The organism is Cedecea sp. Ae19-4, from assembly GCF_059801165.1.
This window is the reverse complement of the sequence record NZ_JBCHWG010000001.1, coordinates 590,609-608,128: the sequence shown is the minus strand read 5'-3', so window position 1 is coordinate 608,128 and position 17,520 is coordinate 590,609. Positions and strand designations below refer to the sequence as shown.

The 17,520-nt window shown below is 54.7% G+C and carries 17 protein-coding genes; 13 read left to right on the top strand and 4 right to left on the bottom strand.

Annotation, left to right across the window (positions count from 1 at the left end; translation table 11 throughout):
* Nucleotides 1–7 precede the first annotated feature (7 nt).
* Both AAIE02_RS02840 and mntR read right to left on the bottom strand, forming a co-directional pair.
* Nucleotides 8–1,120 (bottom strand): SLC13 family permease, encoded by a 1,113-nt coding sequence (locus AAIE02_RS02840; protein ID WP_498531935.1) that lies wholly within the window; start codon nucleotides 1,118–1,120, stop codon nucleotides 8–10.
* A 2-nt stretch (nucleotides 1,121–1,122) separates the two neighbouring features.
* The gene (gene mntR / locus AAIE02_RS02835; protein WP_008461034.1) at nucleotides 1,123–1,590 is read right to left on the bottom strand and encodes a manganese-binding transcriptional regulator MntR; all 468 of its coding nucleotides are present in this window, start codon (nucleotides 1,588–1,590) and stop codon (nucleotides 1,123–1,125) included.
* A gap of 190 nt (nucleotides 1,591–1,780) precedes the next feature.
* On the opposite strand from mntR, the gene mntS reads away from it, so the two are divergent.
* Nucleotides 1,781–1,909, top strand: a complete 129-nt coding sequence (gene mntS, locus AAIE02_RS02830; RefSeq protein ID WP_008461033.1) for a manganase accumulation protein MntS — start codon at nucleotides 1,781–1,783, stop codon at nucleotides 1,907–1,909.
* Between the two features lie 321 nt (nucleotides 1,910–2,230).
* A complete protein-coding gene (locus AAIE02_RS02825) occupies nucleotides 2,231–3,814 on the top strand; it encodes a phosphoethanolamine transferase family protein (protein ID WP_498531934.1) in 1,584 nt (527 codons plus the stop codon).
* Nucleotides 3,815–3,885: 71 nt separating this feature from the next.
* Here AAIE02_RS02825 and ompX read toward each other — a convergent pair whose 3' ends face one another.
* Complete coding sequence (ompX, locus tag AAIE02_RS02820) at nucleotides 3,886–4,395, bottom strand: outer membrane protein OmpX (protein ID WP_008461031.1); 510 nt, start codon at nucleotides 4,393–4,395, stop codon at nucleotides 3,886–3,888.
* A 371-nt stretch (nucleotides 4,396–4,766) separates the two neighbouring features.
* Between ompX and rhtA the strand changes: the two genes are divergently transcribed.
* The 6 genes from rhtA to ybiO all read left to right on the top strand — a co-directional run bounded on the left by rhtA (nucleotide 4,767) and on the right by ybiO (nucleotide 11,464).
* Nucleotides 4,767–5,654 (top strand): threonine/homoserine exporter RhtA, encoded by an 888-nt coding sequence (rhtA, locus tag AAIE02_RS02815; RefSeq protein WP_008461030.1) that lies wholly within the window; start codon nucleotides 4,767–4,769, stop codon nucleotides 5,652–5,654.
* 309 nt (nucleotides 5,655–5,963) lie between these two features.
* Nucleotides 5,964–6,467: a DNA starvation/stationary phase protection protein Dps gene (gene dps, locus AAIE02_RS02810; protein ID WP_039301421.1), complete on the top strand. Its 504-nt coding sequence runs from the start codon at nucleotides 5,964–5,966 to the stop codon at nucleotides 6,465–6,467.
* A 361-nt stretch (nucleotides 6,468–6,828) separates the two neighbouring features.
* Nucleotides 6,829–7,575, top strand: coding sequence for a glutamine ABC transporter substrate-binding protein GlnH (glnH, locus tag AAIE02_RS02805; protein ID WP_008461028.1), 747 nt, complete (start codon nucleotides 6,829–6,831; stop codon nucleotides 7,573–7,575).
* A gap of 127 nt (nucleotides 7,576–7,702) precedes the next feature.
* Entirely contained in the window at nucleotides 7,703–8,362 is a 660-nt protein-coding gene (gene glnP, locus AAIE02_RS02800) for a glutamine ABC transporter permease GlnP (protein WP_008461026.1), read from the top strand.
* Nucleotides 8,359–9,081, top strand: coding sequence for a glutamine ABC transporter ATP-binding protein GlnQ (gene glnQ / locus AAIE02_RS02795; RefSeq protein WP_008461025.1), 723 nt, complete (start codon nucleotides 8,359–8,361; stop codon nucleotides 9,079–9,081). Before glnP ends, glnQ begins: the two co-directional genes overlap by 4 nt.
* Nucleotides 9,082–9,208: 127 nt before the next feature.
* Nucleotides 9,209–11,464, top strand: coding sequence for a mechanosensitive channel protein (gene ybiO / locus AAIE02_RS02790; RefSeq protein ID WP_498531933.1), 2,256 nt, complete (start codon nucleotides 9,209–9,211; stop codon nucleotides 11,462–11,464).
* Here ybiO and rlmF read toward each other — a convergent pair whose 3' ends face one another.
* Nucleotides 11,465–12,406, bottom strand: a complete 942-nt coding sequence (gene rlmF, locus AAIE02_RS02785; protein WP_498531932.1) for a 23S rRNA (adenine(1618)-N(6))-methyltransferase RlmF — start codon at nucleotides 12,404–12,406, stop codon at nucleotides 11,465–11,467.
* A 101-nt stretch (nucleotides 12,407–12,507) separates the two neighbouring features.
* Between rlmF and AAIE02_RS02780 the strand changes: the two genes are divergently transcribed.
* From AAIE02_RS02780 to AAIE02_RS02760, 5 genes are all read left to right on the top strand, one after another.
* Complete coding sequence (locus AAIE02_RS02780; protein WP_166995436.1) at nucleotides 12,508–13,134, top strand: flavin reductase family protein; 627 nt, start codon at nucleotides 12,508–12,510, stop codon at nucleotides 13,132–13,134.
* Nucleotides 13,135–13,326: 192 nt separating this feature from the next.
* On the top strand, nucleotides 13,327–13,584 hold the full coding sequence (gene mcbA / locus AAIE02_RS02775) for a DUF1471 family periplasmic protein McbA (RefSeq protein WP_008461021.1): 258 nt from the start codon (nucleotides 13,327–13,329) through the stop codon (nucleotides 13,582–13,584).
* 192 nt (nucleotides 13,585–13,776) lie between these two features.
* Nucleotides 13,777–15,084 (top strand): PTS cellobiose transporter subunit IIC, encoded by a 1,308-nt coding sequence (celB, locus tag AAIE02_RS02770; protein WP_213715999.1) that lies wholly within the window; start codon nucleotides 13,777–13,779, stop codon nucleotides 15,082–15,084.
* Between the two features lie 6 nt (nucleotides 15,085–15,090).
* Nucleotides 15,091–16,059, top strand: a complete 969-nt coding sequence (locus tag AAIE02_RS02765) for a glycosylasparaginase (RefSeq protein ID WP_336982288.1) — start codon at nucleotides 15,091–15,093, stop codon at nucleotides 16,057–16,059.
* Nucleotides 16,056–17,498 (top strand): leucyl aminopeptidase, encoded by a 1,443-nt coding sequence (locus AAIE02_RS02760; RefSeq protein ID WP_166995432.1) that lies wholly within the window; start codon nucleotides 16,056–16,058, stop codon nucleotides 17,496–17,498. Before AAIE02_RS02765 ends, AAIE02_RS02760 begins: the two co-directional genes overlap by 4 nt.
* The last annotated feature ends 22 nt before the right edge of the window (nucleotides 17,499–17,520 follow it).

Sequence of the window (17,520 nt, the reverse complement as noted above, 5' to 3'; positions counted from 1 at the left end):
GTGGGCGCTAGCGTAAAAGCAGTAATAAGCCGTAGCCGACCAGCGCGGCCCAAAGCAACATAGGGAGAGAATAGAGATGGAACCGCCACCAGATCCGACGGTCGTTGGCCATACGAAGGGCAATCAAGTTCGCCAGCGAACCCGGCAACAGGCCAAAACCGCCGATATTGACCGCGAAGGCCAACAGCAGCGAAGCTGGCACATAGTTCAGCAGTAAAATGGTGGCAGGCACATTGCTGATGAATTGTGACAGCAAAATACCCAGGCCAAACAACTCGCCAAGAGAGAGTTGCGCCACGCCCTGAAGCGAGTGCTGCAGCACCGGAAGTTGGGTGATGAGGTGAACATCAATAAACATCACCATAAATACCACCAGCAGGCTCCAGTCGATACTGAGCAGCACTTTGCGCGCCAACCCCAGGAACCCAAGCGCAATCAGCCCCAGCCCCCAAAATTCAAGCTTAAGCTCCAGGGCCAGAATAAAGACGATGTAAAACGCCAGGCAGCACCAGACCAGCTTAGGCTGCCAGCGGCTGTCATTCACTTCGCCGTGGTAACGCAGCGGTTTTGGCTTGAAACAAAGCCACGCCAACACCAGCAAGCTGGCGGTCATGGCCAGCGCCAGCGGCATCATCTGCCAGGTGAAAGCGCCGAAAGAGAGCCCGGAATGCCCCCACAGTAAGATGTTCTGCGGGTTACCGACAGGCGTGAGCAAAGAGCCGGCGTTGACCGCCAGCGCCTCAAAAATAATCAGCTTACTGCCCGGCACCGAGCAGAGTTTTTTCAGCGTGATGGTGAGAGGCACAATGATGAACAGCGCGACATCGTTAGTCAGGAAGGTCGACAGCGCTGCCGCTGCCGTAACCATAAACAGCGCCAGCTGCCGCTCGTTGGCAAACCGCGCCACCATCTTGCGCCCCAGCACCTCGAAATAACCGCTCAGCTCGGCGCCCTTGGTCAACATCATCAGCCCGGCCAGGGTAATAATGGTGTGCCAGTCTATGGCGGCGGGCCATAAAGCCGGGCGGAACGGCACCGCCAGGCTCAGGGCGACGCCGATTAACAACAATAAATGCAGGAATCGATCGCGCAGGAACGGCTGCGCAAGACGCAGCAGCATGTTTAACCGATGCCTCGCTCTGCGCTGAATTTGCGGAAAGCCTCCAGCGTCTCTTCGCTGACGTGGTGTTCCACACCTTCGGCATCAATACGCGCGGTCTCCGGGCTGATGCCCAGTGCGAGGAAGAAGTTTTCAACAATCTGGTGCCGTTCCCGGCTCTGCTGCGCCAGTTTTTCACCTTCCGGCGTTAAAAAGACGCCGCGCCATGGGATCTGCTCAATCAGCCCGACGGACGCCAGGCGTTTTAGCATCTTGGCAACCGTCGGCTGGGAAACGCCGAGCCGGGCTGCCATATCTACCTGGCGAACTTCACCCACTTCATGAATCAAATCCGAAATCAGCTCAACATAATCATCAATTAACTCGCGGCGGTGCGCCTCGCGTACCTGCCTGAAGCCCTCAACATGCTCTTCAATATTCGGTAATGGCGTCACTTTTTCGCTGTTCTTTTGCCCTGCCCGACGGCTCATAGTGCTTCCTCTTCCAGTGGCGCGGCGTCGTCATCTGACGACGGAAGGCTTTATTGTAAACCAGCATTGCTCATCCACAAAAAATTAACGAAATAGCCATGGCTATAAAATATAGCCTGTGCTATACCTGTATGTAATGCAGTCAGGCTTGTTTACGGAAAAACGGTCGCACGGCTAACAGGAGGACGCTATGAACGAATTTAAGAGGTGCATCAACGTGTTTACACAATCTCCCTTCCAGGTACGCTTAATGCTGCTGAACATGATTTGTGATTGGGTTGCCGGTAAACCCCAGCAGAAAGAAGAAAAACAACAATAACGCCAGGCCACGCCGCCTGGCGACTTTGTTCAGCGTTCCGCGCGAACGATCATCCTTTTGTCACAATTCCCCTGCAAAATCCCCGTTAATGGCTACTCTGGCCGAGCTTTAACCCCATCATTTGTCGGATTTGCAATCAGCTTCGCAAAACCTCGCTCTGTTATCAGTTGATATTCTTATCTTACGGCTCTATCTTCTTGCAGCCCTGCACATGAAGCGGCTCGCAGATGCGGTGCAATTCCCCTTCGTTTCCGTCTGTCAGGCAGGCTCTGCCCTTATCGCCAGGGTCACCGCATGGCGTTTTGCAAGACCATAATAAAGATGAATGTAACGGTTAAAGATACCCTGACTGCGCGCGGAATCGCGCTGAATCCGTGGGCAGGTTTCTATTTTCTGCAGTCTCTGCTGATAAACTTCGCGCTGGGCTATGCCTTCAGCCTGCTTTACGCCATTGCCTTTAGCTGCGTCCTTATGCTGCTGTGGCGCACCGCTCCCAGCGTCCAGAAAATCCTGCTTGGGCTTTGCAGCCTCGTGGCAGCCATGTACTTCCCGTTCGGCCAGGCCTACGGCTCGCCCAACTTCAATACTCTGCTGGCGCTGCATTCAACCAACTTTGAAGAATCCACGGAAATCATGACCATCTTCCCGTGGTACAGCTACGTGGTGTCTCTCTTTATTCTCGCCCTTGGGGTGATGGCGCTGCGCCGCAAACGTGAAGAAAAACGCGCCTGGGGTCATTTCGATAGCTTATGTCTCGCCGTCAGCGTGGTCTGTTTTTTTGTCACACCGGTAACCAACCTTGCCTACGGCGGCGTGTTTAAATTTAAAGATACTGGCTACCCGGTGGTGCGCTTCGTGAAAGATGTCGTGGTCAACAACCACGAAGTTATCGAGGAGCAGGCGCGCATGAAAGAACTGTCGCAGCAAAAAGATTCCTGGAACGTAGTGTCGGTGCAGCCTAAATACCATACCTACGTCGTAGTGATTGGCGAGAGCGCCCGCCGCGATGCGCTGGGAGCCTTTGGCGGCCACTGGGACAACACGCCCTTTGCAAGCCAGGTCAAAGGCAATCTGTTTATGGACTACGTCTCCGCCAGCGGCTCAACGCAAAAATCGCTGGGGCTGACGCTGAACCGGGTCGTGGACGGCAAACCCCAGTATCAGGACAATTTTGTTACCCTGGCAAACCGCGCGGGCTTCCAGACCTGGTGGTTCTCAAACCAGGGCCAAATCGGCGAATACGATACCGCCATCGCCAGCATCGCCAAACGCGCTGACGAAGTGCAGTTTTTGAAAAATGGGGATTTTGAGGCGGATAAAAACACTCGCGATGAAGCTTTGTTAAAAATGACGGCCCAGGTGTTTGCTACTCAGCGCAACACGCCGCAGCTGATTGTGCTGCATTTGATGGGTTCGCACCCACAGGCCTGCGATCGCACTCAGGGGAAATACAAAGATTTTGTGCAGTCTAAAGAGACATCCTGCTATCTCTACAGCATGACGCAAACCGACGACTTGCTAAAACAGCTTTATCTGCAGTTACAAAACACCGGGAACAGCTTCTCAATGGTCTATTTCTCCGACCACGGCCTGGCGTTCAAAGAGCGCGGCACCGACGTGCAATATCTGGCGCACGACGATAAGTTCCAGCAAAATTTCCAGGTGCCATTTATGGTGTTGTCGAGCGATGACACCACGCACCGGCTAATCAAAGCACGCCGCAGCGCCAATGATTTCCTCAACTTCTTCTCTGCGTGGACGGGGATTAAGGCGAAAGAGCTTACGCCGAAGTACAAATTTATTTCCGAGCAAAAGGCCGGGCCCGTCTGGATAACCAACTTCAACCTGAAGAAAGTGGACTATACTCATCTGCAGACGGATATGTTTGAGACCAGGACACGTTAACTTTTGCCGGTTAACCGATAAAAAAAATCCGCCACTTGGGCGGATTTTTTATTTCTATCCCGAAAGGGATATTAGAAGCGGTAGCCTACGCCAGCGATCCAGGTGCCAACGTCAACGCTACGAATACGGCTCTGCTCGTAGGAGAAGTCCAGAGCAACGTTTTCGATTGGGTTGAACTGCAGGCCAGCACCGTAGGAGAAGCCGTAGTCGCTAACGGAATCGTGAGCGCCTGGGAATTGAGTCGCCTGGAATTTACCGTAGCCAACACCCACTACACCGTAGATGCTTGCCCAGTCGTTGATGCGGTAAGCAGGACCAGCGGTGATGCCGTAGTACTGGCCTTTGGTGTACACGTCGTTAGAAGTGTCACTTTTCTGGGTGTAGGTGAAGGAGCCGATGTAGCCCAGCGGGGTATCATTTTCGTAGCGGTATTTCAGGTTGAAACCGCCAGCTTTGTTAGCAACGCCCTGCATATCGCTCTGAGCATAACCACCGGTTACGGTGCTGGTTGCTGCAGATGCGGTACCTACGGAGACGGCCAGAACACAGGCCAGTGCTGAAAGACATGCAATTTTTTTCATAATATCCACCTCAAATGTGCTTCAAGTAAGTCCTAAGTTTTAAATATAACAAAACCATGACAGAAACTCTTCGCCAATTGTGTTGTCTAACGATCTTTTTCCTGTAACATAACATTTCCACTACATGCTAAATCACTAAAAAATCAGGAAAATACCGCTTTGCGACGGCAAATTTTAATCCCTTTAATAACATCGTCATTCAGATAATTCTGGAATTATTTTTGACACAAACTGACAAAAGTCCCCGGATCGTACTCCACGCCATGAGAATTTTTCTTAATGAAAGTTCAACCAGCCATAACTTAATCCTTTAGACTGGGCAGACTTTTATTTTCTTGACCAAACATAGACAAATACTGACAAGGTACAGGATGCCGCAAACCTCCCGTAATATGCCGCGCTGGCTGCCGATCGTAGTTTTACTTATCGCCATGACCTCGATTCAAAGCGGCGCCTCGCTGGCGAAATCATTATTCCCGCTAATCGGTCCCCAGGGCGTCACTTCGCTGCGCCTGTTTTTAGGCACTCTTATTCTCGCGGTGATTTTTAAACCCTGGCGCCTGCGTTTTAAGCCAGAGCAACGCCTGCCTTTACTGTTTTATGGGCTGGCGCTGGGCAGCATGAATTACCTCTTTTATGTCTCTCTGCGCACGGTACCGCTGGGCATCGCGGTGGCGCTGGAGTTTACCGGGCCGCTTGCCGTGGCGCTTTTTGGCTCACGCCGTGCCGTAGACTTTATCTGGGTGGTGCTGGCGGTGGCCGGACTGTGGTTCCTGCTTCCCCTCGGCCAGGACATCTCCCAGGTAGATTTGACCGGTGCTGCCTGCGCCCTCGGGGCCGGTGCCTGCTGGGCTATCTACATTATTGCCGGGCAAAAAGCGGGCGCTGAGCACGGCCCCGCCACGGTCGCGTTTGGTTCTCTGATTGCTGCCATTATCTTTGTCCCCCTGGGCGCCTGGGAAGCCACCAGCTCGCTGCTGCAGTGGTCGCTGCTGCCCGTCGGCCTGGCCATTGCCGTGCTTTCCACGGCGCTGCCTTATTCGCTGGAGATGATTGCGTTAACCCGACTCCCTACCCGCACCTTTGGCACACTCATGAGCCTTGAGCCTGGCCTTGCGGCCCTGTCAGGTATGCTGTTCCTCGGGGAGCACCTGACCCTGGTACAATGGCTGGCTCTGCTCTCCATCATCGCAGCATCGGTGGGATCAACGCTGACCATGAAACGCGAAGCACAGATTAAAAACGTCGACATAAATTAATCTGTTGCCCTGCATTTAATGCGGTGATAATTGCCGCATTAAATGATGTATCCGTAATCAAGCACTTATATTCCCGTCAACTGTAATACTCAATAAGAATTATTTTCTTTTCGCCGTCATATTTATTCATGATTTTTGACATAAATTAAGAACACTCAATAACCAGCTGTTAAATAACAAATTAATCTTTTCCATTTTTCTCTTACTATCGGTTTGATAGGTATTACCCTCACCAGCAAAGTAAAAAAGTGGTGCTATACTTATCTCCGGTAATTCATTGGGACACCAACATCAAGAGGATGAAAGATTATGAGTACCGCTAAACTGGTAAAAACTAAATCTACAAACCTGCTATATACCCGCAATGATGTAAAAGACAGCGAGAAAAAAGCCACTATCGAGCTGCTGAATCGCCAGGTCGTCCAGTTCATCGACTTGTCGCTGATTACCAAGCAGGCTCACTGGAATATGCGCGGAGCTAACTTTATTGCCGTGCACGAAATGCTGGACGGCTTCCGTACGGCGCTGACCGAGCACCTGGACACCATGGCAGAACGTGCCGTGCAGCTTGGCGGCGTGGCGTTGGGCACCACTCAGGTGATCAACAGCAAAACTCCGCTGAAAAGCTATCCGCTGGACATTCACACCGTTCAGGAGCACCTGAAAGAGCTGGCCGATCGCTATGCCATCGTGGCGAACGATGTGCGTAAAGCCATTGGTGAAGCAAAAGACGAAGATACCGCAGATATTTTCACCGCCGCTTCCCGCGATCTGGACAAATTCCTGTGGTTCATTGAGTCCAATATCGAGTAACCAGAGCATTTTCCTATGGCTCCTCCTCCGCCCGGGGGCGGAGCCTGCACCAAAACAGCGCAGACCATCGATTAATTCATAGCCCAAAGTTAATCAAATGTAATAATCACCTCACACAATCGTTAACGAATGATTGTTTTGTCCACTGATTTCGCGGTAAAACTAACCCCTACCCTGCCGGCTCATTTTGCGCACCAAAATGGTGCACCATAACGGTGCGTTATGACCTGCTTGCAACGCTCAATGTGCAATGTTAAATAATCACATCCTTGCAAAACAGTAAGTTGCAAATTTGGCACGATTCTTTCATGAGTCACCGCTGACGCAGGGGATCGCCCCGTGGATTAACAAAGGAAATGCTATGAAGTCGATTTTGAAAGTTTCACTGGCTGCACTTACCCTGGCTTTCGCTGTATCTTCCCATGCCGCTGATAAAAAACTGGTCGTTGCGACCGACACCGCGTTCGTTCCTTTTGAATTTAAACAAGGCGATCAGTATGTCGGCTTTGACGTGGATCTGTGGGCGGCTATCGCCAAAGAATTGAAGCTGGACTATACCCTGAAGCCAATGGACTTCAGCGGCATCATCCCTGCCCTGCAAACCAAAAACGTGGACCTGGCACTGGCCGGGATCACCATCACTCCTGAGCGCGAAAAAGCGATCGACTTCTCCGACGGCTACTACAAAAGCGGCCTGCTGGTGATGGTCAAAGCCAATAACAACGACATCAAAAGCGTGAAAGATCTGGACGGTAAAGTGGTTGCTGTTAAAGGCGGCACCGGCTCCGTTGATTACGCAAAAGCTAACATCAAAACCAAAGACCTGCGTCAGTTCCCGAACATCGATAACGCCTACATGGAACTGGGCACCAACCGCGCTGACGCGGTTCTGCACGACACGCCAAACATCCTGTACTTCATCAAAACCGCCGGTAACGGTCAGTTCAAAGCGGTAGGTGAGTCTCTGGAAGCTCAGCAGTACGGTATCGCCCTGCCTAAAGGCAGCGACGAACTGCGCACCAAAATCAACGGCGCGCTGAAAACCCTGAAAGAGAACGGCACGTACAACGAAATCTACAAAAAATGGTTCGGTACCGAGCCTAAATAATAATTCTAAGTATGAGTAAGACCTGAGGGGCGCCTTTCGCCCCTCTTATTATTAAACGCCTCTCACGCTACAAGGCCCCGGCCTGAAGCCCGAAGAGGTGAACCACGGTAGACAACAGGAACACATCATGCAGTTTGACTGGAGCGCCATTTGGCCTGCAATTCCCATCTTGTTTGAAGGCGCTAAGATGACCCTATGGATTTCTATCCTGGGTCTTTGCGGCGGTTTAGTAATTGGTTTAGTGGCGGGCTTTGCTCGTACCTACGGCGGCTGGATTGCCAACCACGTAGCGCTTGTTTTCATCGAAGTGATTCGCGGCACGCCAATTGTGGTGCAGGTGATGTTTATCTACTTCGCCCTGCCGATGGCCTTTACCGATCTGCGTATCGATCCGTTCAGCGCGGCGGTCGTCACCATCATGATCAACTCCGGAGCCTACATCGCGGAAATCACCCGTGGGGCTGTGCTCTCAATTCATAAAGGCTTCCAGGAAGCGGGCCTTGCGCTTGGGCTGTCAAAACGTGAAACCATCCGTCACGTGATTATGCCGCTGGCGCTGCGCCGTATGCTGCCGCCGCTGGGTAACCAGTGGATCATCAGCATCAAAGACACCTCGCTGTTCATCGTTATCGGTGTAGCAGAGCTGACTCGTCAGGGTCAGGAAATTATCGCCGGTAACTTCCGCGCGCTGGAGATTTGGAGCGCCGTTGCGGTCTTCTATCTGATTATTACCCTGGTGCTGAGCTTCGTGCTGCGTCGCCTTGAAAGAAGGATGAAAATCCTGTGATTGAATTTAAAAATGTCTCCAAGCACTTTGGCCAAACCCAGGTGCTGCACAACATTGACCTGAACATCAAACAGGGTGAAGTGGTGGTGATTATCGGGCCAAGCGGCTCCGGCAAATCAACCCTGCTGCGCTGCATCAACAAGCTGGAAGAGATCACCAGCGGCGACCTGATTGTTGACGGCCTGAAAGTGAACGATCCGAAGGTAGACGATCGCCTGATCCGTCAGGAAGCTGGCATGGTGTTCCAGCAGTTCTACCTGTTCCCGCACCTGACGGCGCTGGAAAACGTCGCCTTCGGCCCGATTCGCGTCCGCGGCATGAAAAAAGACGCCGCTGAGAAGCTGGCGAAAGAGCTGCTGGCGAAGGTTGGCCTGGCGGAACGCGCGCATCACTATCCGTCAGAGCTTTCTGGCGGCCAGCAGCAGCGTGTGGCTATTGCCCGTGCCCTTGCCGTAAAGCCGAAGATGATGCTGTTTGATGAACCAACGTCGGCCCTCGACCCGGAACTGCGTCATGAAGTGTTGAAAGTGATGCAGGACCTGGCCGAAGAAGGCATGACCATGGTGATCGTGACCCACGAAGTCGGCTTTGCCGCGAAAGTGGCTTCTCGCCTGATCTTTATCGACAAAGGTCGCGTGGCGGAAGACGGCAACCCACAAGAACTTATCGACAACCCGCCGAGCCCGCGTCTGCGCGAGTTTCTGCAGCACGTCGCATAACGCCTGACTCAGGGCGGCAAATTCCAGCCGCCCTGATTTTTCTGGAATCATCCCGCTTTTCTCCTCGCCAAAATCTCAGCCACTATACTTACTCCTTTGTCAGATTTTCTCAGTCCGGAGGAGCGCTGTGCGATGGATCCTGATATTACTGTTTAACCTGATGAGCCTGCCCGGCCATGCAGTCACCTTACCCGCTGCCGCCGTTGCCGCCTCGACATCCCAGGGCAGCGCCGCACAAACAGAACCCAGCGTAGAAGAAAAGAAAAAAGCGTACTCGGCGCTCGCCGACGTGCTGGACAACCCAAAGTCCCGGAGTGAACTCATCGAGCAGCTTCGCAAAGTCGCCGCTGACGGCACCTCACAGACCATGCCGGTTATTGCCCCACCGGATACGCTCACTGAAGATAAAACCGTGCTCGAAAACGTCACCGACGTCAGCCGCCGCTATGGGGGAGAACTTACGCAGCGTTTTGAGCTGCTCCAGCAAAATATCGCCAGCGCACCGAGGAAAGCCTTTAACCAGCAGACTTTCTTCAATGCGCTGAGCCACTTCGCGATGCTCGCCAGCGCCGTTTTTGTGTTCTATTTCTTGCTTCGCGCCGGCGTCAGGCCGCTGTGGGCCAAAATGGGCGACTGGGGACGAAGAAAAAACCGCGATCATACCAACTGGCTTCACCTGCCGGTGACCATCCTCGGCGCCTTTGCGGTGGACATCCTGCTGCTGGCGTTAACGCTATTCGTCGGGCAGCTCCTGAGTGACAAAATGAACGCCGGCAACGCCACTATCGCGCGCCAGCAGGGGCTATTTCTTAATGCCTTTGGGCTTATCGAGTTCTTCAAGGCTGTTCTGCGCCTCATTTTCAGCCCGCGTTTCCCGGCGCTACGCCCCTTCCCCATCGGCGACCAGGGCGCCCGCTACTGGAGTATTCGCCTTTCCTGGCTAAGTACCATCATCGGCTACGGGTTATTGGTGGTGGTGCCGATTCTCGCCAATCAGGTCAACGCCCAGATTAGCGCCATGGTTAACGTGGTGGTCATGCTACTGATTACCGTCTGGGCGCTATATCTGATTTTTCACAACAAACGCGCCATCCAGCAAAGCCTGATTCACCTGGCAGATCGCTCAATGAGCTTCTTTAGCCTGTTTATTCGTGCTTTTGCGCTCATCTGGCACTGGCTCGCTTGTCTCTATTTTGTGGTGCTGTTTTTCCTTTCGCTTTTCGATCCGGGCAACAGCCTGAAATTTATGATGGGCGCCTCACTGCACAGCCTGACCATCATCGGCGTGGCGGCGTTTATCTCCGGCATGCTTTCGCGCTGGATAGCAAAAACCATCACCCTTTCTCCACAGGTGCAGCGCAATTACCCCGAGCTGCAAAAGCGTCTTAATGGCTGGATCTCCGTCTCGCTGAAGCTGGCACGTATTCTTACCGTTTGCGTCGCAGTCATGCTGCTGCTGGACGCCTGGGGGCTTTTCGATGTCTGGCAATGGCTCACTGAGGGTGCCGGAGAAAAAACCGTCGATATACTGATCCGCATTGTACTGATCCTTTTCTTCTCGGCGGTAGGCTGGACGCTGCTGGCAAGCCTGATCGAAAACCGCCTTGCGTCGGATATCCACGGCCGCCCGATGCCAAGCGCGCGAGCCCGCACGCTGCTAACGCTGTTCCGTAACGCGCTGGCCGTGGTGATCAGCACCATCACCATCATGATCTTGCTTTCTGAAATCGGCGTGAACATCGCACCTCTGCTGGCGGGGGCGGGGGCGCTGGGGCTAGCGATAAGCTTTGGTTCGCAAACCCTGGTGAAGGATATTATTACCGGGATATTCATTCAGTTTGAAAATGGGATGAATACCGGCGACTACGTCACCATCGGCGCGATTACAGGCACAGTCGAGAAAATGTCGATTCGTTCGGTGGGCGTACGCCAGGATACGGGGGCTTACCATATTATTCCGTGGTCATCGATAACGACCTTCGCCAACTTTGTCCGCGGGATTGGCTCTTTCGTCGCGAACTACGACGTCGACAGGCAGGAGGACGTGGACAACGCCAACCGGGTACTGAAAGAAGCCGTGGACGCGCTGATGGGCCAGGAAGATATTCGTCTGCTGGTCATTGGCGAGCCGTTGTTCTCAGGCATTGTGGGGCTGACGAACCAGGCCTTCACAGTACGCGTGACCTTTACCACCCTGCCGCTAAAACAGTGGACGGTGCGCTACGCGCTCGACGGAATGGTCAAAAAACACTTTGATGAAGCGGGCATCAGGCCCCCGGTGCAAACCGTGCAGGTCATGCAGCCGGGTGCCGATGCAGCACAGGCGCTACAGGCCACAGAGGCGGCGGCCGGCGCGCTGCCGCCCACCAGCACAGCCAACTAATTATTTCCCGCGGGTTTTCGCCCAGCGTGCGCGCTGGGCATCATCCATAAAGCTCCAGGCAATAAAACGGCTCTGTTTTTGCCCCTGTGCCATCTCTTTTTTCACCACTTTCACCACGCCGTTTTCCTGCATCACGCGGTACAGCGCAGGCAGGTTTTCACCTTTTGAAACCAGCGACGTAAACCACAGCACCTGGCGGCCAAACGCTTTACTTTCTTTGATCATCTGGCTGACGAAGGCCACTTCGCCCCCCTCGCACCACAGCTCCTGCTCACGACCACCAAAGTTCAGCGCGGCGCTTGCGTCCTGGCCAAGATTGCGGCGCTTACGCTCGCTGCCGCTGCGGGCCGCCTCGACTGAATCGTGGAATGGCGGATTACATAGCGTGGCATCATAGGTTTCATTTTTGTGGATGATGCCGTCCAGAATGCAGCCAGCATTTTTCTGGCGACGGAGACGGATCATGCGGCTAAGCCCAGGATTGCCGTCTACAATTTGCTGCGCGCTGCGAAACGCATCGCAGTCCAGCTCAGAGCCGGTAAAGCGCCAGCCGTATTCGTGCTGCCCGATGAGCGGATAAATGCAGTTCGCGCCGACGCCGATATCCAGGACGGAAGCCTGGGCAGGTACAACGCCGCCGTTGCCTTCCGCCAGCAGGTCGGCCAGATGGTGAATATAGTCCGCCCGGCCCGGCACTGGCGGGCAAAGGTACCCTTCGGGGATATCCCACTGCTTAACCTGATAAAAATGCGCCAACAGCGCCTGGTTCAGCGCCTTCACCGCCAGTGGATTTGCGAAGTCAACGGTTGTGTCGCCATGCGGCCCCGGGCGTAAAAACTCCGCCAGCGCCGGGCTGCTCGCGGTTAATGCGGCAAAGTCATAGCGGCTACGGTGACGGTTACGCGGGTGCAAACCAGGTTTGGTGTCGGCAGGGGTTTTCATTGGGGCTTCTCCTTGTGTGGCCGCGTAAGATACTCTGCTCTCCGCGTCGGGTAAATACATCGCTGACGATTTGACCTTTCCAACATGAATTCAGGTGCGTAATGAGTAAAAAACGTTATTACTACGAGCCCTCGGAAGGCCACGGTTTACCACACGATCCGCTGAACGCCATTGTCGGGCCGCGCCCAATCGGCTGGATTTCCTCCTGCAACCTGCAGGGCCAGCGCAATCTCGCGCCGTACAGCTTCTTTAACTGCTTTAACTATCGTCCACCGATCATTGGTTTTTCCAGCACCGGCTGGAAAGACAGCGTCCAGAACATCCTCGACACCAAAGAATTCGTCTGGAACCTGGCCACGCGCCCGCTGGCAGAACAGATGAATGAAACCTCCGTCACGCTCCCCAGAGGAGAAGATGAGTTCCAGCGAGCGGGCCTGACTCCAATAGCAGGCACCAAGGTCAGCGCCAGCCTGGTGGCTGAAAGCCCGGTCAACTTTGAATGCCGCCTGTCGCAGTGCATTCGCCTGACCTCTGCCGACGGCGACGAGCTGAACAGCTGGCTGGTGCTGGGGGAAGTGGTTGCCGTACACATCGACGAACACCTGCTTATCGACGGCATCTACCAGACCGCGCTGGCGCAACCCGTGCTGCGGGCCGGAGGGCCAACCGCCTATTACACGGTTGATGAATCACAGCGTTTTGACCTGGTTCGCCCCGACGCGCGCTAAACCAGAAAAAAACAAATAAAATCAGCCACCTGGTTGTAGCTTTTTTGTCAGCATTTGGTCAAGTTTTATCGTTCAAAAAACACGCACAAGTCCATCAGTTTTTTGCGCCATCGCCTGCCCAAAGGGGAACTAGACTGTAATTGTCAGACAACAAAAAGGTGTTTTGCTCTCAACGCTCAAGAGGATGTAAAGATGAAAAAACTGCTGTATTTCTCTGCGGTTATCTCTCTTGCTGCACTGCCTTTTGCCTCCATGGCAGCCCAGGAAATGAGTAACGCAAACGTCGGACAGATGCAACCTTTTGGTACCGTCACCGCCAAAGCGTCTAACCTTGACGATCTCCAGGCTAAACTGGCTGAAAAAGCGAAGGAACAGGGTGCAACCGGCTATGTAATTAACTCCGCCGGCGGCGATAACCGCCTGTACGGCACCGCCACTATCTACAAATAGCCCGCGTTCCGGCCAACATAATGCCCTGCTTTGCGGGGCATTTTTATGGCACCTTCACCCTCAAATCATTTAAGCAATCATATGATACTTATATGGCTCATCTGTGAATTAACTCACTTTATTAGCCCCGAACAACCACTAAGGTAGAAGCACGCAAGAATTGTCTCTTGTGATTACTTACGGAGCGGTAAAATGAAAAACCTGATGGCCGCATTAGAAGCCCGGCTGATGCCGCTGGCTGCCAAAATGGCGCAGCAGCGCCACCTCGGCGCCATTCGCGACGCCTATATCTCGTTCATGCCGTTTATTATCGTTGGTTCCATTCTGCTGGTGATCTCGTCCTTCCCAAGTACCCATTACCAGCAGTTTATGGCTTCTGTTTTTGGTGAGGGGTGGTCCACCACCGTTGAGATCCCTTTTAACGCCATCTTCTCTACGATGGCGGTGTTTATCAGTTTTCTGGTGGCCTACCGGCTGGCGGAACGCTACGACATCGACAGAATGTCATCGGGCATTTTGTCCCTCTCCTGCTTTCTGATCCTCACGCCTTTTGCGAAACACCCGGACGTCGGCAACCTGATCCCGATGGAATGGCTGGGATCGAAGGGGCTGTTTGTGGCGATGCTAGGTGCGCTGGCGAGCACGGAGCTTTTTGCCTGGATGCTGCGCCAGAACTGGGTGATCAAAATGCCGGACGGCGTCCCACCGGCGGTGCAAAAATCCTTTGCCGCCCTCATCCCTTCGCTGCTGATTCTGATTGTCGCCCTGGCGGTTCGCGTGCTGTTTGCCAAAACCGACTACCACACTATTCACCAGTTCGTGTATGAAGTGCTGGCGACGCCGATTCGCCACTTCGGCACCTCTTACATTGGCGCACTGTTCACCTGTTTCAGCATCACCAGCCTGTGGTCGGTGGGGATCAACTCCGGCTCGATGGTCAACGGCATCCTCCGTCCGTTCTGGATGGAAAACCAAATGGATAACCTGGCCGCCACGCAGGCCGGGATGCCTCCCCCGCACGTAGTGACGGAACAGTTCTACGACATGATCTGGATGGGCGGCGCGGGCGCTACATTGTCTCTGGTGATTGCTATGCTGCTGTTTGCCCGCAGCCAGCACATCAAAAACGTTTCGCGCCTGGCCGTCGGCTCCTCCATCTTCAACATTAACGAGCCGGTGCTGTTTGGCCTGCCGGTCATCATGAACCCCGTCATGCTGATCCCGTTCAACCTTGTGCCGCTGGTGCTGGTCACCGTGCAGTACATCGCGATGTCCATTGGCATGGTAGCCACCACCACCGGGGTGTATATCCCCTGGACGCTGCCGCCGGTATTAAGCGGCTTTATCGTCACCGGCCACCTGAGCGGCGCGGTTATCCAGATAATCAACCTGTGCATCGGGGCGCTGATTTATCTGCCGTTCCTGAAAGTGGTCGACCGGCAATATCGGGCCAATGAATCACCGGCTCAAGTGACTGAACGTAAACCCGCCACGGAGTAGTTAAACATGACGTTAGCAGCAAACTGGGGAACGATCGCCACCTGGCGTATGGCATGGGAAGGGATAGGTGAAGCGGCTGAACGGCTGCAGCAAGGCAGTTCGGCGAGCGATGCCGTCGTGCACGCGGTTAAATGCGTGGAAGATTACCCCTTCTATAAATCGGTCGGTTATGGCGGCCTGCCGAATGAACAAGGCGAAGTCGAACTCGACGCCGCCTTTATGGACGGTACCAGCCTCGCGCTCGGTGCCGTGGCGGGGGTAAAAAATATTGCCAATCCGATTCTGGTGGCCAAAGCCCTGAGCGAAGAGCGCTTCAACAGTTTTATGGTCGGCCAGGGTGCCGAAGCGTGGGCCAAAGATCGGGGTTTTGAAAGCAAAACCATGCTGACCGAGCGCGCGTACAACCATTACCTGAGGCGCAAGCGCGAAACACTGGATCGCGGCTTAAGCCCGTACACCGGGCACGACACCGTGGGGGTTATCGCCCTTGACGGCCAGCAAAGAATGTCCGTCGCCACCTCCACCAGCGGCCTGTTTATGAAACGCCCTGGCCGGGTGGGCGATTCCCCGGTCTCCGGCTCCGGCTTCTACGCAGACAGCGAAGTGGGTGCCGCGACGGCGACCGGCCTCGGGGAAGACCTGATGAAAGGCTGTATCAGCTATGAAATCGTCAGCCGCATGGCGCGCGGCATGTCTCCCCAGCGCGCGGCTGAGTCCGCCGTGTACGATCTTGAAGCCCGACTGATTGCCCGCTACGGCCGGGCAGGCGACCTGTCCGTCGTCTGCATGAACAACCGGGGCGAATACGGCGCGGCGACAACCATCGACAACTTCTCCTTCTCTGTTGCCACTCCAGCGCAGCCCGCCCAGGTGTTTCTCACTACCAGGGACGGCAACCGCACGGTCATCCGCCCGGCAGACAGCGAATGGTTGGACGCCTATAAGCAGCGCATCACCGCGGAGGTAATCCAATGAAATGTATACTCGTTTCACCCGATGCAGCCTTTAACAACGCTCATCTTATCTTGTGGGACACTTCCCTAAGCCGCTGGCCAAACGCCCTGCAATCCTTGCTGGAAGAGATGTCAACCCACGATGAACCGCAAACCACCACCTTTGGTTTACGGGGTATCTGTGCGCGGCTGTCGCTGCTGCCTTCAGCAGAAATCACTCAGCCAGCCGTACTTCGCCAGCTGCTTTCCGCCGCCGAAGCGCTGCTGCCCTCCCCTGTTTTGCAGCCCGTGGCGCTGGATCTCGCAGGCTTTAATCTGGCGGATGAAACCACCTTTGTTCGCCTGCGCACGCTGCTGATTGCCCTCCTCAACCGCTTCTATCAGCTGCCGCAGCTGGGCTATCGCGAAGACGAACCGCAAAGCAATGGCGAGCTGTGGTTGATTACCGAACCCAATAATGCGCTGGCTCGCCGTCTGGCTTCCCAGGCCGAAGCCATCGCGCAGGGCATGCTGCTCTCTCGCCAGTTGGCGGATTTACCCGCGCTGAATTGTCGGCCACAGGATGTGGCGCTGCGGGCGGAAACCTGGGCCCGCCAACACCCGCAAACCCAGTGCGAGATTCTGGACGAGCAGGCCATTTTTGACCACGGACTCGGCTGCCTGCACGCCACGGGAAAAGGCAGCGTCAACCCTCCCCGGCTGGTGACGCTGCGCTGGCAGGGTGCCAGCGAAGAAGCGCCAGTTTACGCCCTCGTCGGGAAAGGGATCACCTTCGATACCGGCGGAATGTGGCTGAAAGAAGGTGAAGGCATGCGCACCATGAAATATGACATGTGCGGCGCGGCAGTGGTGTTCGGCATGATGGAAACGGTGAAGCGTCTTAAGCTGCCTATTAACGTCGTGGCCCTTATGGCGCTGGCGGAAAACATGCCCGGCAGCACGGCGATGATGCCGGGTGACGTCGTGCGCTCCTACTCGGGGGCCAGCGTAGAAATTATTAATACCGACGCCGAAGGGCGGCTGGTTCTCGCCGACGCGCTCAGCTACGCCGCAGCGCGTTTTAAGCCCGTCGAAATGATCGACGTCGCTACGCTGACCGGCGCGGTGGTCAAAGCGCTGGGCTACGATATTTCGGGCTTAATGAGTAACAATGAAGCCCTAAGCCAGCGCCTGCAGCAGGCAGGTAGCCTGACACAGGATCGCGTCTGGCCGCTGCCGCTGGACGAAAGCTTTGACGGTCAGGTCAAAAGCGTCATTGCCGACTACACCAACACGCCACCCAACAACGCCGCCATTGCGGTGTCCGCCGCCCAGTTCCTGAGTAAGTTCTGCCCCCAGCGTCCATGGGCACATCTGGACGTCAGCGGCACCGCGCTGTCGCGTGGGAAATTCACCCAGGCCAGCGGCCGCCCGGCACATTTGCTGACGCAGTATTTCCTGTCGCTGTGTGAAGGGAAATAGCGTTGCCATGAATTAAACGCCC

What these genes read in the sequence shown, in the direction of transcription:
- AAIE02_RS02840 (WP_498531935.1), bottom strand. Translation starts at nt 1,120, where the DNA reads ATGCTGCTGCGTCTTGCGCAGCCGTTCCTGCGCGATCGATTCCTGCAT.
- mntR (WP_008461034.1), bottom strand. Translation starts at nt 1,590, where the DNA reads ATGAGCCGTCGGGCAGGGCAAAAGAACAGCGAAAAAGTGACGCCATTA.
- mntS (WP_008461033.1), top strand. Translation starts at nt 1,781, where the DNA reads ATGAACGAATTTAAGAGGTGCATCAACGTGTTTACACAATCTCCCTTC.
- AAIE02_RS02825 (WP_498531934.1), top strand. Translation starts at nt 2,231, where the DNA reads ATGAATGTAACGGTTAAAGATACCCTGACTGCGCGCGGAATCGCGCTG.
- ompX (WP_008461031.1), bottom strand. Translation starts at nt 4,395, where the DNA reads ATGAAAAAAATTGCATGTCTTTCAGCACTGGCCTGTGTTCTGGCCGTC.
- rhtA (WP_008461030.1), top strand. Translation starts at nt 4,767, where the DNA reads ATGCCGCAAACCTCCCGTAATATGCCGCGCTGGCTGCCGATCGTAGTT.
- dps (WP_039301421.1), top strand. Translation starts at nt 5,964, where the DNA reads ATGAGTACCGCTAAACTGGTAAAAACTAAATCTACAAACCTGCTATAT.
- glnH (WP_008461028.1), top strand. Translation starts at nt 6,829, where the DNA reads ATGAAGTCGATTTTGAAAGTTTCACTGGCTGCACTTACCCTGGCTTTC.
- glnP (WP_008461026.1), top strand. Translation starts at nt 7,703, where the DNA reads ATGCAGTTTGACTGGAGCGCCATTTGGCCTGCAATTCCCATCTTGTTT.
- rlmF (WP_498531932.1), bottom strand. Translation starts at nt 12,406, where the DNA reads ATGAAAACCCCTGCCGACACCAAACCTGGTTTGCACCCGCGTAACCGT.
- AAIE02_RS02780 (WP_166995436.1), top strand. Translation starts at nt 12,508, where the DNA reads ATGAGTAAAAAACGTTATTACTACGAGCCCTCGGAAGGCCACGGTTTA.
- mcbA (WP_008461021.1), top strand. Translation starts at nt 13,327, where the DNA reads ATGAAAAAACTGCTGTATTTCTCTGCGGTTATCTCTCTTGCTGCACTG.
- celB (WP_213715999.1), top strand. Translation starts at nt 13,777, where the DNA reads ATGAAAAACCTGATGGCCGCATTAGAAGCCCGGCTGATGCCGCTGGCT.
- AAIE02_RS02765 (WP_336982288.1), top strand. Translation starts at nt 15,091, where the DNA reads ATGACGTTAGCAGCAAACTGGGGAACGATCGCCACCTGGCGTATGGCA.
- AAIE02_RS02760 (WP_166995432.1), top strand. Translation starts at nt 16,056, where the DNA reads ATGAAATGTATACTCGTTTCACCCGATGCAGCCTTTAACAACGCTCAT.